15 protein-coding genes are annotated in these 13608 nt (G+C 72.8%); 6 read left to right on the top strand and 9 right to left on the bottom strand.

The window, feature by feature from the left end:
* Positions 1 to 3: 3 nt before the first annotated feature.
* The 3 genes from ACF059_RS24460 to ACF059_RS24450 all read left to right on the top strand — a co-directional run bounded on the left by ACF059_RS24460 (position 4) and on the right by ACF059_RS24450 (position 2647).
* Positions 4 to 309: a hypothetical protein gene (locus ACF059_RS24460; protein WP_392060702.1), complete on the top strand. Its 306-nt coding sequence runs from the start codon at positions 4 to 6 to the stop codon at positions 307 to 309.
* Between the two features lie 11 nt (positions 310 to 320).
* On the top strand, positions 321 to 2408 hold the full coding sequence (locus ACF059_RS24455) for a SpoIIE family protein phosphatase (protein ID WP_392060699.1): 2088 nt from the start codon (positions 321 to 323) through the stop codon (positions 2406 to 2408).
* Positions 2409 to 2503: 95 nt separating this feature from the next.
* A complete protein-coding gene (locus ACF059_RS24450) occupies positions 2504 to 2647 on the top strand; it encodes a hypothetical protein (protein WP_392060696.1) in 144 nt (47 codons plus the stop codon).
* 97 nt (positions 2648 to 2744) lie between these two features.
* On the opposite strand, the gene ACF059_RS24445 is transcribed toward ACF059_RS24450, so the two are convergent.
* Positions 2745 to 3191: a DUF6299 family protein gene (locus ACF059_RS24445; protein WP_392060693.1), complete on the bottom strand. Its 447-nt coding sequence runs from the start codon at positions 3189 to 3191 to the stop codon at positions 2745 to 2747.
* 157 nt (positions 3192 to 3348) lie between these two features.
* On the opposite strand from ACF059_RS24445, the gene ACF059_RS24440 reads away from it, so the two are divergent.
* Complete coding sequence (locus tag ACF059_RS24440) at positions 3349 to 4011, top strand: DUF4352 domain-containing protein (RefSeq protein WP_392060690.1); 663 nt, start codon at positions 3349 to 3351, stop codon at positions 4009 to 4011.
* 56 nt (positions 4012 to 4067) lie between these two features.
* On the top strand, positions 4068 to 4562 hold the full coding sequence (locus tag ACF059_RS24435; protein WP_392060688.1) for a DUF5949 family protein: 495 nt from the start codon (positions 4068 to 4070) through the stop codon (positions 4560 to 4562).
* 72 nt (positions 4563 to 4634) lie between these two features.
* On the opposite strand, the gene ACF059_RS24430 is transcribed toward ACF059_RS24435, so the two are convergent.
* Together ACF059_RS24430 and ACF059_RS24425 are read right to left on the bottom strand one after the other, a co-directional pair.
* Positions 4635 to 5882 (bottom strand): cytochrome P450, encoded by a 1248-nt coding sequence (locus tag ACF059_RS24430; protein WP_392060686.1) that lies wholly within the window; start codon positions 5880 to 5882, stop codon positions 4635 to 4637.
* A gap of 117 nt (positions 5883 to 5999) precedes the next feature.
* Positions 6000 to 7151, bottom strand: a complete 1152-nt coding sequence (locus ACF059_RS24425) for a low temperature requirement protein A (protein ID WP_392060683.1) — start codon at positions 7149 to 7151, stop codon at positions 6000 to 6002.
* Between the two features lie 146 nt (positions 7152 to 7297).
* Here ACF059_RS24425 and ACF059_RS24420 point away from each other — a divergent pair, with 146 nt between their 5' ends.
* The gene (locus ACF059_RS24420; protein WP_361939094.1) at positions 7298 to 7510 is read left to right on the top strand and encodes a hypothetical protein; all 213 of its coding nucleotides are present in this window, start codon (positions 7298 to 7300) and stop codon (positions 7508 to 7510) included.
* 34 nt (positions 7511 to 7544) lie between these two features.
* On the opposite strand, the gene mscL is transcribed toward ACF059_RS24420, so the two are convergent.
* The 6 genes from mscL to ACF059_RS24390 all read right to left on the bottom strand — a co-directional run bounded on the left by mscL (position 7545) and on the right by ACF059_RS24390 (position 13509).
* Positions 7545 to 8042 carry a large conductance mechanosensitive channel protein MscL gene (gene mscL, locus ACF059_RS24415; protein WP_361939091.1) on the bottom strand — a complete coding sequence of 166 codons (498 nt, stop codon included), beginning with the start codon at positions 8040 to 8042 and terminating at the stop codon, positions 7545 to 7547.
* A gap of 168 nt (positions 8043 to 8210) precedes the next feature.
* On the bottom strand, positions 8211 to 8741 hold the full coding sequence (locus tag ACF059_RS24410) for a hypothetical protein (RefSeq protein WP_392060680.1): 531 nt from the start codon (positions 8739 to 8741) through the stop codon (positions 8211 to 8213).
* 160 nt (positions 8742 to 8901) lie between these two features.
* Positions 8902 to 9735, bottom strand: coding sequence for an S-methyl-5'-thioadenosine phosphorylase (locus ACF059_RS24405; protein WP_392060677.1), 834 nt, complete (start codon positions 9733 to 9735; stop codon positions 8902 to 8904).
* A 110-nt stretch (positions 9736 to 9845) separates the two neighbouring features.
* Positions 9846 to 10163, bottom strand: a complete 318-nt coding sequence (locus ACF059_RS24400; protein WP_392060675.1) for an FmdB family zinc ribbon protein — start codon at positions 10161 to 10163, stop codon at positions 9846 to 9848.
* Positions 10164 to 10230: 67 nt separating this feature from the next.
* A complete protein-coding gene (locus tag ACF059_RS24395) occupies positions 10231 to 11646 on the bottom strand; it encodes an MFS transporter (RefSeq protein ID WP_392060672.1) in 1416 nt (471 codons plus the stop codon).
* A 363-nt stretch (positions 11647 to 12009) separates the two neighbouring features.
* The gene (locus ACF059_RS24390; RefSeq protein WP_392060669.1) at positions 12010 to 13509 is read right to left on the bottom strand and encodes a potassium/proton antiporter; all 1500 of its coding nucleotides are present in this window, start codon (positions 13507 to 13509) and stop codon (positions 12010 to 12012) included.
* Positions 13510 to 13608 lie beyond the last annotated feature (99 nt).

The raw sequence follows: 13608 nt of genomic DNA, 5'->3' as shown, positions 1-13608 counted from the left end.
GTGATGAGCGCGGAGCGAGCAGAGGGCCGCGGCTGGGTGCGCATTCCGGCCAGCCGCACGGAACAGTCCCCGCCGCCCAGGACCGCCGGGTACGACCGCGCCCCGTACCGGGGCGGGTATCCGGGTCCCTACGCCGGCCCGTACGCCGGTCCGCATCCGGGCCCCTACGCGACGGCCTCCGCCGCCGACCACCCCACGATCTACCTCGCCGTCGTCGAGCGCTGGCGGGAGGCCGGACGCACCCTTCCGGGGCATCCTGACGAGGAGTGGGAGCGGCTGATCTCCCAGCCCTGCTGGCCCGGCCGTTAGGGGGAGTGCACGTGGCAGCGGCGGAGCGCGACGGACCCGAGCCCGGCCGGCGGTCCCCCCTGACCGGGCCGGGGGAGCGGCTCGCGCTGAACGGCATGGGCAGTTTCGAGTGGGACCTGGAGACCGGCGCGCTGGCACTGGACGACGCCGGGATGGACGTCCTCGACCTGGGGTCCGGCGAGTTCGACGGCACCCGCGAAGGGGTCGGGCTGCGCATCCGGTCCGAGGACCGGGTCCGGCTGGCCGAGACCATCAGCGGGGTGCTGGAGGCGGGCGGGGACACGTACGGCTCGTACTTCACGGTGCAGCGGCGCGACGGCCGCGAGCAGTGGACGCACACCTCCGGCCGGGTGCTGCGCGACGGTGCGGGGGTCGCGCAGCGGGTCGTCGGGATCGTCCGGGACGCCACGGCGGAGCTCGCGCACGCGACCCTGCTGCGCAAGCTGGAGGCGGCGCGCGCCCAGCAGACGACGATCGTGCAGCGGACCACGGAGGCCCTGTCGCGGGCGGTGACCGTCGACGACGTCACGGCCGCGCTGACCGGGCCGGGCGCGCTGGAGCGGCTCGGCGCGGACGGACTGGCCCTGGGGCTGGTCGAGGGCGGCACCATCAAGATCATCGCGCTGAGCGGGGAGTCACTGGAGATCCTGAGCGAGCGCCAGTTCACCCGGCTGGACGGTTCGCTGCCGCTGTCGCACGCGGTCCTGACCCGCCAGCCGCGTTTCGTCACCTCGCTCGCCGAGCTCGGCGGCGAGTTCCCGCTCCTCGCGGAGTACCTGAACCGGATCCAGTTCGACGCGGCGGCCTACCTGCCGCTGATCGCCCAGGCCAAGGCCATCGGCGGGCTGGTCCTCTTCTACCGGCGGCGCACCGAGTTCAGCCCCGAGGAGAAGAACCTCTGCCTGGGCCTGGCGGGCATCGTGGCCCAGTCGCTCCAGCGCGCGCTCCTCTTCGACCAGGAGCGGGAGTTCGCGACGGGCCTGCAGGCCGCCATGCTGCCGCGCCGGATCCCGGAGATCACGGGCGGGGAGATCGCGGTCCGCTACCACGCCGCCTGGAGCGGGCGGGAGGTCGGCGGGGACTGGTACGACGTGATCTCGCTGCCCCGCGACCGCGTCGGCATCGTCGTGGGCGACGTCCAGGGCCACGACACGCACGCCGCCGCCATCATGGGCCAGTTGCGCATCGCACTGCGCGCGTACGCGGGGGAGGGCCATCCGCCGTCCACCGTCCTGGCCCGGGCCTCGCGCTTCCTCGCCGAGCTGGACACCGAACGCTTCGCCACCTGCATGTACGCGCAGGTGGACCTGGAGACGGGCGGCGTACGGGCGGTCCGCGCGGGCCACCTCGGGCCGCTGATCCGGCACACGGACGGACGTACGGGCTGGCCCAACGTGCGCGGCGGCCTGCCGCTGGGGCTGGCCTCGCTCTTCGAGCAGGAGGAGTTCCCCGAGACCCGGCTCGACCTGGTCCCCGGCGAGACCCTGGTGCTGTGCACGGACGGCCTGGTGGAGCAGCCCGGGACGGCCATCACCGTCGGCATGGACGCGCTCGCCCAGGCGGTGCGCAGCGGCCCGCAGGGCGCCGGGGAGCTCGCCGACCACCTCTCCGACCGGCTGTGGGAACGCTGGGGCTCCGGGGACGACGTGGCCCTGCTGGTGCTGCGCCGGGCCCCCGACCCGGGCACCCGCCGGGCGCCGCGCATCCACCAGTACGTGCACCAGGCCGACCCGGAGGGGCTGTCGGAGGCGCGCTTCGCCCTGCGTCAGGCCCTGCGCGACTGGGGCGTGCCGGAGCTCGCCGACGACGTGGAGCTGGCGGCCGGCGAACTGCTGGTCAACGCCCTGCTGCACACCGACGGCGGGGCGGTGCTGACCATGGAGGTGCTGCCCGAGCCGGTCCGGCGGATCCGGCTGTGGGTCAAGGACCGCTCCAGCGTGTGGCCGCGGCGGCGCACGCCCGGTGAGGCGGCCACGACGGGGCGCGGGCTGCTGCTGGTGGACGCGCTGGCCACGCACTGGGGGGTGGAGTCCCGGGGCGAGGGCAAGGCGGTGTGGTGCGAGTTCGACGTCGGCGGCGGCCCCCGGAGCGCGGGGTGAGCGGCTGCTCACGCCGAGTTGTGGGCGCGGGTGGCCGGGGCGATGATGCGGTTCATGGAACGGACCACGCGATGAGGGGCCTGAGCAAAGGCGCCGTGACGGGCCTCTTGGCCCTGCTCCTGCTGGCGGCCGGGGTGCCGACCGTCGTGGACTGGACGACGGGGCGGCCGCACGCGGACCCCGGGTGCCAGTCGACGGCCTTCATGTCGATGACGGACGTCGCCCCCGAGTGCAGGTGAGCCGAGTGGCGCTGAGCCGACTGCGGTGAAGCCGGACCGCGGGGTCTTCCGGCCGGCCGGTCGGCGGCCGGTGGGAAGACCCCGTGACGGCCCCCGGTCAGCGGGACTCGATCAGCTCGATCTCCTGGGTGTCCTGCGCGACCGTGTCGACGGACCGCGGCAGCAGCCCCGCGAAGTGGACCTCGTTGAGCTGGACCTCGGCCAGCGCCGGGCCGGCGTGGACGCCCGGGGTGAAGCGGAGCGATCCGGTGGCCTCCCATGCGTGCTCCTCCCCGTCGCAGTCCGCCTCCCCGCCGCCGAAGCCGATGCGGGTGCCGTCCTGGACGACGGCCGCCGCGATCTGGAGCTTCGCCCGCATGGGTGACGGGGACGTGCAGTGGTAGGTGCCGAAAAGGGTGACCTTTCCGTCCTCGGCGATATGACCGTACGGCTGTACGGAAATTCCCTGGTCGAAAACAGTGGCGTCGGCGGGCGCGGTGAATACCGCCGTCGCGGCCAGTGCCGAGAGTGCCGCCAGGGCCATGCGGGAGCTGTGAATACCCATCGTTCCTCCGGGTGGTTGCAGGTGGCGGGAATCCCGCCGGAACGAATTGTGCTGGCAGGCGGGCGTACACCGTCGCTCCGTGGACTCGTGTCGGTGTGTGCAATTGCCTGCTCGGGCGCGTGAGACTGACCGAAATACGTCCCCGAAGGGATTTCGCATGCGCCAGTCCGCCGCCGCCCGCCCCGCTCCCCGCCCCGTGTCCCGCCGCGCTCCCCGCCCCGTGCCCGGCCTCGCCCAGGGCCTCGCCGCCGCCCTCCTCCCGCTCCTCCTGTTCGGTGCCACGGCCTGCCAGAGCGCCCCCGAGGGCGCCGCGCTCGCCCCGGCCGCCGCCCCCGCCGTCCCGGTGGACGACGGGGCGCCGGGCGCCGAGGCGGCCCCCGAGCAGGCCCCCGCACGGGCCGCGGGGAAGGCCGCCCATGTGGGTGAGCCCGTACGGGTTCACGGCCGACAGGTCGGCCGCCACCTGCAGATCGTGCTGGCCGCGTACGTGGACCCGGCGGTCAGCGTCGCGAAGAACTTCGCCCCGTCGGCCGGCAAGCGCTGGGTGGCCGCCTCGATGTCCTTCGTCAACGTGGGCGGGGCCTCGTACGGGGCGCTCGGGCGCATGTGGGCGTACGACGGCGCGGGACAGCGCCACCCGGTGGTACCGAGCGGCGAACTGACCACCGGCAAACCGCTCGTCTTCGATTCCCTGGAGGTCGGTGAGCGGGCCGAGGGATGGGTCGTGTTCGAAGTCCCGGAAAACGCCCGCATTACGAGGCTCCAGTACCAGGATGCGAACGTGCAGGCGAATTCCGGAGAGGGATTCTGGGTGGTCTAGCCCGCCCGGGTGACGGGCCGTGAAAGGCTCGGGGGAGAGAGCACTAGGGTGCGCGCATGACTTCTACTCAAGCCGAAATCGACCGGTCCCAGCTCGGCACCCTTTCCGTGCTCGCGTGGATCGGCGACCCCTCCGAGGCGCACGACATTCCGTACCTCCTCGCCTACAGCCTCGGTGACGGCCCGCAGGGCCGGGAGGCCGGTGAGGCGGCGGCCCGCGGGCTGCTGGAGGAGATCGGCCTGCCCATCGGCGACGTCGTCATGGACGGCACCCGCAACCCGGCCAACTTCCCCGTGCAGATCCTGCTCCAGGGCAACCAGATCGCGCTCACCCTGCCCGGGATGAACGCGCAGTGCACCGCCCCCGACGAGTGGGTCGCCGCGGCGGACGAGAGCGGCCAGGCGTACTTCCTCTTCGCCACGCGCGCCTGGCCGGAGGCGGTGCCGGGTCAGCCGGTCTCCCCGGAGACCCTGCAGGCCTTCGCGGGCGACGAGTCGGTGCTCACGGGCAGCGCCCACTGCGTCCTCGCCGTGCGGCGCCTGCAGAAGTAGCGGCGCCGCCCCACGTGTTCCGGCCGCCGGGCTCCCAGCCTGCCCGGTGGCCGGTCCTTTTACCCGACAGTCCTAGGGCCGCTCGAACGCGAACCTGAGCGAGCGGACCCGGTTGTCGAAGTTCGACCCCGCCAGGTCCGGCAGTCCCACCGCGCGCAGCCCGACCGGCCGGGTGAGCAGCTCGCGGAAGAGGGCCTTCATCTCGACCCGGGCCAGGTGCGCGCCCAGACAGAAGTGCGGACCGCCGCCGCCGAACCCGAGGTGCGGATTGGGCGAGCGGGTGATGAGGAAGGCGTCGGGGTCGGGGAAGACCGCCTCGTCGCGGTTGGCGGAGGCGTAGTACAGGACCACCTTGTCGCCCGGGCGGAACACGTGCCCGTCCATGGTGTGTTCGGCGGCCACCGTGCGGCGGAACTGGATGATCGGCGTCGAGTGGCGGATCATCTCGTCCACCGCGCCGTCCGCGTACTTCTCGAAGTCCGAGAGCAGCAGGTCCCGCTGGTCCGGGTGGTCGGTCAGCAGGGTCAGGCCGTGCGTGATCGCGTTGCGGGTGGTCTCCACCCCGGCGACCATCAAGAGCGAGAAGAAGGCGCCGAGTTGGCGTGCCCCCAGCGCCTGTCCGTCGACGTTCGCGCAGACCAGAGCCGAGATCAGGTCGTCGGTGGGGTTCTTGCGCCGCTCCCGCCCGATGCCCGCCACCATCCGCTGCATGCGGGCGAGGGCGCGCAGTCCGCGGCCCGGCATCCGCAGCCGGGAGGCCAGGCCCCGCTGCACGCCGATGTTCTCGGAGGCGTGGTTGACGCGGTCGGCGATCTCGGCGCGGTAGTGCTCCGGGATGCCCATCATGTTGCAGATGACCTCCAGGGGGAGCCGGGAGGCCACCGCGGAGACGAACTCGTCGGGCCGCCCGTCCAGTACGTCGTCCACGATGCGGGTGGCCACGGCGTGGATGTCGGCCTCGGCGGCGGCCAGCAGGCGGGGTGTGAAGGCCCGCTGCACGATCTTGCGCAGCTGGGCGTGGTCGGGCCCGTCGAGATTGACCATCGAGTCCCCGAACAGTGCGCGGACCCAGCGGGCCGGCTCGGGGGTGGTCACGCCGGGCGCGCTGGCGAAGACCTTGGGGAGCCGACTGGCCTCCTGCACCTGGGCGTGGCGTACGAGGGCCCAGTGGCCGGCCCCCTCGGGGACGAAGACCGGGGCCGGGGCCTCGCGGAGGCGGGCGAAGGCGGCGAGGCGGTGGGCGGGGGGCGCCTGCCAGAAACCGGGCTCGGCCAGTTCCCTGCCGAGGTCTTCGCCGGGGCGTTGTGCGGGGAGCGTCATGGCCTGGAAACGGTGCCGGGGGCGCGGGAGTGACGGCTCGCCGCGGCGTCGTTGCCGGGGCCCCGGCGCGGAGCGGCGCCCCACGCGCCGCCGGGGCGCCGTGCGCGGCGCGGGCCGTCACATCCGGGTGGTGCGCAGGGCCAGGGTGAGCCCGACGGCGACCGTGGCCGCGCAGACGAGCCCCGCCCACAGCACCGCGTACGCGCCCGCCCACGTGCACGCCAGCACGGCCAGGGCCGAGACCGGCAGGGTCAGCTGCTGGGCCGGACCGCGCTTGAAGTGGCGCGCGTGCAGGAGCCAGACCATCAGGAGGAACAGCGCGGCCGGGACGGTCACGGCCGCGTTGGCCGCGAGCTGGGAGATGTGCGCCTTGCCCACCGCGTGCTCGACCGCCACCTCGATGCCCGCGCCGATCGCCGCGCCCGAGGCGAAGATCAGCAGGTGGCCGTACCCCCACGGGATCGCCTCGCGGTTCGAGGTCAGGTGTTCGTGCATCGGCGCCGCGAAGTAGATCCACCAGGCGGCGAAGACGATCAGCAGCCCGCCCGCGGCGATGGGCAGCAGCAGGCCGAGCGCCTCGTGTTCGTCGATCGCCGACTTGACCGCCACCGTGGCCGCCGCGATCGTCTCGCCCAGCACGATGATGGTGAACAGGCCGTACCGCTCCACGATGTGGTGGGCGTGCCAGGGCGTCTCGTACCCGCGCTCGGCGAGTGCCGGGACGAGCAGCTCCGCCGCGGCCACCACGAGGAACAGCCACCGCTTGGCGTCGTCCGGGGCGAACAGCAGGGCCACCCAGCCGGCCTGGCAGATGACCAGCCCGACCGCGTACTTCAGCGCCGCCGCACGGGCCGCGCCCTCCTCTCCGGCGGCGGCCCGAAGCCATTGCGCCGTGAGGGCGATGCGCATGATCACATAGCCGATGACCCCGACGGTCCAGTCGTTCTCGTCGAAGGCGCGGCTGACCCCCGCCGCGTAGACGAGCACGCCGACGATCTGCACCAGGGTCGCGATCCGGTACGGCACGTCGTCCACGTCGTAGGCGGAGGCGAACCACGTGAAGTTCATCCACGCCCACCACACGCCGAAGAAGACGAAGAAGTAGCCGACCACACCGGCGGCCGGATGGCCCTCCGCCAGCGCGTGCACGAGCCGGGCACCGGCCTGGGCGATCGCGACGACGAAGCAGAGGTCGAAGAACAGCTCCAGCGGGGTGGCCGCGCGGTGTTCCTCGTCGCGGCTGCGGGCGGTCATCGGGGTGTAGGCCATACCGGCCAGGAGACCAGAGCGAGCGAGATCCCGCAGGTCGGACGCGCTGCCGACGGCGGCGCCGCGGCGGTCGGGCGCGGGGCTTCCGCGAGCGCCGCCCACCGGCCACGACGGGGCCGGAGCCGGGTCCGCCGTACCCTGGGGGCATGAGCAGCGCCCCCGCCCCCGATCCGCAGTCCCCGCAGCCCGCGCCCGGGGCGCACAAGCCCCGGCCCAAGCCCCGGCTGGTCTTCGACGACCCGCTGGACCAGCAGTCCTCGGACGACACCGACCGCGGCTGGGGCGAGCGGCCGCCCGCCGGGGGAAGCGCGGCCGACCTGGCCCGCTTCCTCGACGAGAAGCCCCCGCACCACATCTGACCGGCCGGGGCGGCCGGGGTGACGGCCCCGGCGGCTAGAACGCGTCGCGCGTCGTCGTGGGCGCGACACCGTTGCTGTGGGTGCGCTGGGAGACCAGGGTGTCCCGGATCTCCTTGAGGACCTCCAGCTCGGTGATCTCCATGGTCTCCTGGACGCCCTCGCGGGCCTTGCGGCGCGCCTCCTGCTTGGCCAGGTACTTCGCCATCGGCAGCACCATCAGGAAGTACACGACCGCGGCGGTGATCACGAAGGTCAGCGTGGCGTTCAGCACCGAGCCCCAGAGGATCTCGACACCCGTCGGCTGGCCGTTCGCGCCGATGCCGCACGGGTTCTTGATGCACGTCTTGTAGCCGTCCAGGCTCTGCGTGCCGATCGTGCCCACCACCGGGCTGATGATGCCCTTGACGACCGAGTTCACGATGTTCGTGAACGCGGCGCCGATGACCACGGCCACCGCCAGGTCGACCACGTTGCCGCGCATCAGGAAGGCCTTGAAGCCTGCCAGCACGCTCTCGTTCTTCTTCTCGCTCACCACTGAGCCTTTCTTCACATGTGCCAAACACGGAGCCAACGGTTCCGAAAGCTACGGCAGTCCGGGGCCGGTGTGTCCAATCGGTGCCCAACCCCCAGTGACGCGACCGCTCGTCCGTGCGAATCGGCCGCGTGCGAATCGGCCGCGTGCGCATCGGCTCCGTACGCGTCAGCACAGCGTCACCGCCAGTCGCGTCACGGCGCCCGCCCCCACCAGGGCCCGCGCGGTGTCCCGGGGTACGGACAGGACCACCAACGCCCCGCCGTCCCCGACGTCGGGCTCCCCACGGGGCACTTCGGCGACGCGGGCCCCCGCCGCCACCACCCTCGGCGGGCCGGCGCGCTCCGCCGCGACCACGTCGACCCGGTCCCCGGGCCGCAGCAGCCGCACCGTCGCCGCGTCCGCGATGCGCACCGGGGCCGACACCATGCGCACCGCCGCCGGGGGCGCCGCGGTCCGCGAGGGCCTCGGTCCCGGTGGGGCGAGGCCCCGCGAGGCCTGCGCCTCCGTGCCGCCGACCGCCAGCGCCGCCGCCACGACGGCCAGCGCGGCCGAGGCCGCCCGCCGACGGCGCCGCACGGTCCGGCGCAGCCGGTCCCCGCCCCGCCCCACGCGCAACGGCGGGAACGGCGGGACCGGGCGCGCGGGCGGACAGGCGGAACGGGACGACGAGGAACAGGGCACCGGTGCAACGGACATGACGACCACCACCAAGCGGAGTGAGTGTGTGCCCGGACCCCGCGCCCGGACCCATCCCACGATCCGGCGTCCCGAGGAATCCCGCTCCGGCCTGTGGACGAACCCCCGCCTGTGGATAATCCCGTCACCCCCACGAGTGAGGGTTCCGGATTTCCGGCGCCTACGGCAGCTCGATGCCCAGGTCCCAGCCGTCGTGCGCGTGCGTGCACAGGCAGGCGCGGGACTCCGTGGACGGCAGGGCCGTCACCGCGTCGAAGAGGACCTCGCGCAGCCGGCCGACGTTCTCGCCGAACACCCTCAGGACCTCCGTGTGGGACACGCCCTCGCCGGTCTCGGCGCCCGCGTCCAGGTCCGTGACCAGGGCCATCGAGGTGTAGCAGAGCCCCAGCTCACGGGCGAGCACCGCCTCCGGGTGGCCCGTCATGCCCACGACCGACCAGCCCGCCGCCGCGTGCCAGCGCGACTCGGCGCGCGTCGAGAACCGCGGCCCCTCGACGACGACCATGGTGCCGCCGTCCACCGGCTCCCAGTTCCGCCCCCGGGCCGCGGCCAGCGCCACCTGGCGCCCCACCGGGCAGTACGGGTCCGCGAAGGTGGTGTGCACGACGTTCGGGACGCTCCCGTCAGCCAGCGGCTCCCCGTCGAAGTAGGTCTGGGCCCGGGCCTTGGTGCGGTCCACCAGCTGGTCGGGAACGAGCAGTGTGCCCGGCCCGTACTCGGCCCGCAGCCCGCCGACCGCGCACGGGCCGAGGACCTGGCGGACGCCGACGGAGCGCAGGGCCCAGAGGTTCGCCCGGTAGTTGATCTTGTGAGGCGGGACCGTGTGGCTGCGCCCGTGCCGGGGCAGGAAGGCCACCTGGCGGCCGGCCAGCTCACCCACGTACAGGCTGTCGCTCGGGGGCCCGTACGGGGTCTCCACCTCGATCTCGGAGACGTCCTCAAGGAAGGAGTAGAAGCCCGAGCCGCCGATGACACCGATCTCTGCGTTCACCATGCGGCCACCCTAACGGGGCATGCCGAAGGCCCCGCTGCCCGGTCGGGCGGGCGGGGCCTCGGGGTGCCTCAGGCCGTCTCCGGGGTGGAGGCGGGGCCGGGGCGGAGCGGTCAGGCGGCCGACGTCGAGCTGCTGCTCGTGCTCGACGACGTCGAGGCGGACGAGGCGGCGGGAGCGGCGGCAGGGGTCGACGTCGAGGACGACGAGGAGCCCGAGGACGGCTTCGAGGCAGGGGTGCTGCTCGACGACGCGCCACGGCTGTCGTTCCGGTAGAAACCGGAGCCCTTGAAGACGATGCCGACCGCGGAGAACACCTTCTTCAGGCGTCCGTCGCAGCTCGGGCACACGGTCAGTGCGTCATCGGTGAACTTCTGCACGGCCTCAAGGCCCTCACCGCACTCGGTGCACTGGTACTGGTAGGTCGGCACGAATTTCCTCCTGGCACTCTCACTCAATGAGTGCTAACGACGCTCCATGGTGACGTATTCCGGCGGATCAGTCCACCGTCACCGGCACGCGGTGACCCATCCCACGCTCGTTCACCCGGTTACGGGCACCCGCCGAGGGGACGGCCGGAGCCGCGGCCGGGGCTGCGGCCGGGGCTGCGGGGGCGGCCGAAGGGGCGGCCGAAGGGGCGGCCGAAGGGGCGGCCGAAGGCGCGGACGAGCTGATGATCCGGCTCGCGGCCTTCGAGGCCTTCGGGGCCAGCTTCGCACGCAGCGCCAGCAGGGTGGCCAGCGCCAGCGCGGTGGCCGCCATGGGCACCAGGAAGCCGTACGAGGACCCGTGCGCGTCCGTCAGGCGGCCGGCCAGGATCACGGCGAGGGCCTGCCCGAAGGCGATCGAACCGGTCAGCCAGGTGAAGGCCTCGGTCCGGGCGTTGGCGGGGACCAGCTGCTCGACCATCGTGTAGCCCGTGATCAGCGCCGGGGCGATGAACAGGCCGACGACCAGGCCGAGCGCACCCAGCAGGATCATCGAGTGGGCGGCCCACAGGACGGACGCGGCGGCGGTGAGGCCGATGTAGCCCAGGATCAGCCGGCGGCGCGGGCCGATCTTCCAGGCGACGGCGCCCATGGCGATGCCGGAGACCATGTTGCCCGCGGCGAAGACGCCGTAGAGCAGGCCGTTGGCGCCGGGGTTGCCGATCTCGCTGGAGAAGGCGGCGAGCGAGACCTGCATGCCGCCGAAGACGGCGCCGATCCCGAGGAAGGCGAAGACCAGCACGCGCAGGCCCGGGTAGGACAGGGCGAAGGCGCGCTTCTCACCGGTGGCCGACACGGCGTGCGGCTTGGGCTGGGTGCCCCGCCGGGCCGCGAAGAGCAGGCCGCCGAGCAGGGTCAGCGTGGCCTCGGTGACCAGACCGGCCGCCGGGTGGACGCCGGTGCACAGGGCGGTCGCCAGGACCGGGCCGACGACGAAGGTGAACTCGTCGGTGACGGACTCGAAGGCGGCGGCCGTCGACAGCAGCGGCGAGCCCTCCAGCTTGGCGGCCCAGCGCGCGCGGACCATCGGTCCGACCTGCGGCACCGAGGCGCCCGCGGGCACGGCGGCCAGGGCCAGCGCCCAGACGGGCGCGCCGAGCAGGGCGAGCGCCGCGAGGCCGGTGACGGCGGCGGAGTGTGCGAGGACGACGGGGATGAGGACGGCGCGCTGGCCGAAGCGGTCGGTGAAGATGCCCATCAGCGGCGCGGACAGCGCCATGGAGATGCCGGTGACGGCGGCGACGATGCCGGCGCTGCCGTAGGAACCGGTGGTGTGCTGGACCAGGAGCAGGATGCTGATGGTCAGCATGCCGAAGGGGAGTCGTGCTGCGAAGCCGGGGAGTACGAAGCCGAGGGCGCCGGGTGTGCGCAGGAGCTTTCCGTAGCCGGGGCGGGCGGACGTGTCGGTCGTGACCGCGGATGTCACGGCCTTGCCTTTCCGCTGCCTGGTAGAGCGTCCCCGTCTGCGGACGGTGCTTCGCCTTGTGAGCGGCCGCACCCGTACATGTGGGAGCCCCGAGAGCTGTCCTCTTGCGCAGAACCGAGTGATACCTGGGCGCCCACATCGGGAGTGCCACGGCCGCTTTGCGGTCGCGCCAGCTCTGCGTCAGGCAGAGTTGGTTCGATCTGTTGTGCCTTCATCGTACAGGGGATCCCTTTAACACGCCCTGTGATTACGGTGACAAGCCGTGGGTTCACCTGCGATTAACTGGAATTTCGCATTCCAGGGGCGCGCGAAAGGGGGTCAATCCGCCAGAAGTCCGTCGAAACCGCGTTTTAGAGCGTCGCTCTAAGGCCTTTCGGACCCGGACCCGCGCCCGTGCCGATGCCCGCCGCCGTTCCCGTTGCCCGTGCCCAGCCACCCCGCCAGCTTGCCGCCCCGCGCCACCGCCCGCAGCCGTGCCTCGGCCGCGTCCCGTACCGGGTCCGTGGCCACCACCAGCAGCTCGTCCCCGCGCCGCAGCACGGTCGACGGCGACGGTACGAAGCTCTTCGCGTCCCGGACCACCAGCGTGACCGAGGCCCCCGGCGGCAGCCGCAGCTCGCTCACCTCCACCCCGTGCATCCGAGAGGCGGGCGGGATCGAGAAGGAGAGCAGGTGGCCGCGCAGCTTCTCCAGCGGCGCCGACTCGATGCCGAGGTCGGACGCGGACTCCTGCGTGTCCCCGAGCTTCAGCTTGCGCGCCACCCAGGGCAGGGTCGGCCCCTGCACCAGGGTGTAGACGACGACCAGGACGAAGACGATGTTGAAGACGCGGTCGCTGCCCTCGATCCCGGACACCATCGGGATGGTGGCGAGGATGATGGGCACGGCGCCGCGCAGGCCCGCCCACGACATCAGGGCCTGCTCCTGCCACGGGACGCGGAAGGGCAGCAGGCTGACGAGGACCTCCAGCGGCCGGGCCACCATGGTGAGCACCAGCCCGATGACCACGGCGGGCCAGAAGTCACGGACCAGCTCGTGCGGGGTCACCAGCAGACCCAGCAGCACGAACATGCCGATCTGGGCGATCCAGCCGAGCCCGTCCGCGAAGCCCCGGGTGGCGGGCCAGTGCGGCAGCTTCGCGTTGCCGAGCACCATGGCCGCCAGGTAGACGGCGAGGAAGCCGGAGCCATGCGCCATCGCGCCGGCCGCGTACGCCACGATCGCGATGGCCATCACGGCGATCGGGTAGAGGCCGGAGGCGGGCAGGGCCACGTGCCGCAGGCCGTACGCGCCCAGGAAGCCCACCGTCAGGCCGATCGCGACGCCGATCGCCAGCTCCAACGCGATCTTTCCGAGCAGCACGTACCAGTCGTCGACCGGGCCCACGGTCGCGAAGGCCACCACCAGGATGACCACGGGTGCGTCGTTGAAACCCGACTCGGCTTCCAGGACGCCCGTGATCCTGGAGGGCAGCGGGACCTTGCGCAGCACCGAGAAGACGGCGGCCGCGTCGGTCGAGGAGACGACCGCGCCGATCAGCAGCGACTGGCGCCACTCCAGGCCGACCAGATAGTGCGCCCCCGCCGCCGTGACACCGACGCTGACCGCCACGCCCACCAGTGAGAGCACGATCGCCGCCGGCAGGGCCGGCTTGATCTCTTTCCACTTGGTGCCCAGACCACCCTCGGCGAGGATCACGACGAGCGCCGCATAACCGATGACCTGGGTCAGCTCGGCATTGTCGAAGACGACGTTGCCTATGCCGTCCTGGCCTATCGCGATGCCTATGCCGAGGTAGATGAGCAGACTGGGAAGGCCGCTGCGCGAGGAGAGGCGTACCGCCGCGACCGCGACGAGCAGCACGAGCGAGCAGACCAGCAGAAGCTCATTGAGCGTGTGGACAGTCAGCGGGCGGCCCTCCTCAGTGCGCCCGGCGGAATCGGTCCTCCAGGCGACAAGTTC

Origin of the sequence: Streptomyces sp. NPDC016562, from assembly GCF_043076955.1 — a bacterium.
In the GTDB taxonomy this organism is placed as follows: Bacteria; Actinomycetota; Actinomycetes; order Streptomycetales; family Streptomycetaceae; genus Streptomyces.
The sequence above is the reverse complement of the archived record's forward strand: the minus strand, read 5'-3'. Positions and strand labels throughout refer to the sequence as shown.

What these genes read in the sequence shown, in the direction of transcription:
- ACF059_RS24460 (WP_392060702.1), top strand. Translation starts at nt 4, where the DNA reads ATGAGCGCGGAGCGAGCAGAGGGCCGCGGCTGGGTGCGCATTCCGGCC.
- ACF059_RS24410 (WP_392060680.1), bottom strand. Translation starts at nt 8,741, where the DNA reads ATGTCCGTTGCACCGGTGCCCTGTTCCTCGTCGTCCCGTTCCGCCTGT.
- ACF059_RS24420 (WP_361939094.1), top strand. Translation starts at nt 7,298, where the DNA reads ATGAGCAGCGCCCCCGCCCCCGATCCGCAGTCCCCGCAGCCCGCGCCC.
- ACF059_RS24445 (WP_392060693.1), bottom strand. Translation starts at nt 3,191, where the DNA reads ATGGGTATTCACAGCTCCCGCATGGCCCTGGCGGCACTCTCGGCACTG.
- ACF059_RS24440 (WP_392060690.1), top strand. Translation starts at nt 3,349, where the DNA reads ATGCGCCAGTCCGCCGCCGCCCGCCCCGCTCCCCGCCCCGTGTCCCGC.
- ACF059_RS24425 (WP_392060683.1), bottom strand. Translation starts at nt 7,151, where the DNA reads ATGGCCTACACCCCGATGACCGCCCGCAGCCGCGACGAGGAACACCGC.
- ACF059_RS24435 (WP_392060688.1), top strand. Translation starts at nt 4,068, where the DNA reads ATGACTTCTACTCAAGCCGAAATCGACCGGTCCCAGCTCGGCACCCTT.
- ACF059_RS24405 (WP_392060677.1), bottom strand. Translation starts at nt 9,735, where the DNA reads ATGGTGAACGCAGAGATCGGTGTCATCGGCGGCTCGGGCTTCTACTCC.
- ACF059_RS24430 (WP_392060686.1), bottom strand. Translation starts at nt 5,882, where the DNA reads ATGACGCTCCCCGCACAACGCCCCGGCGAAGACCTCGGCAGGGAACTG.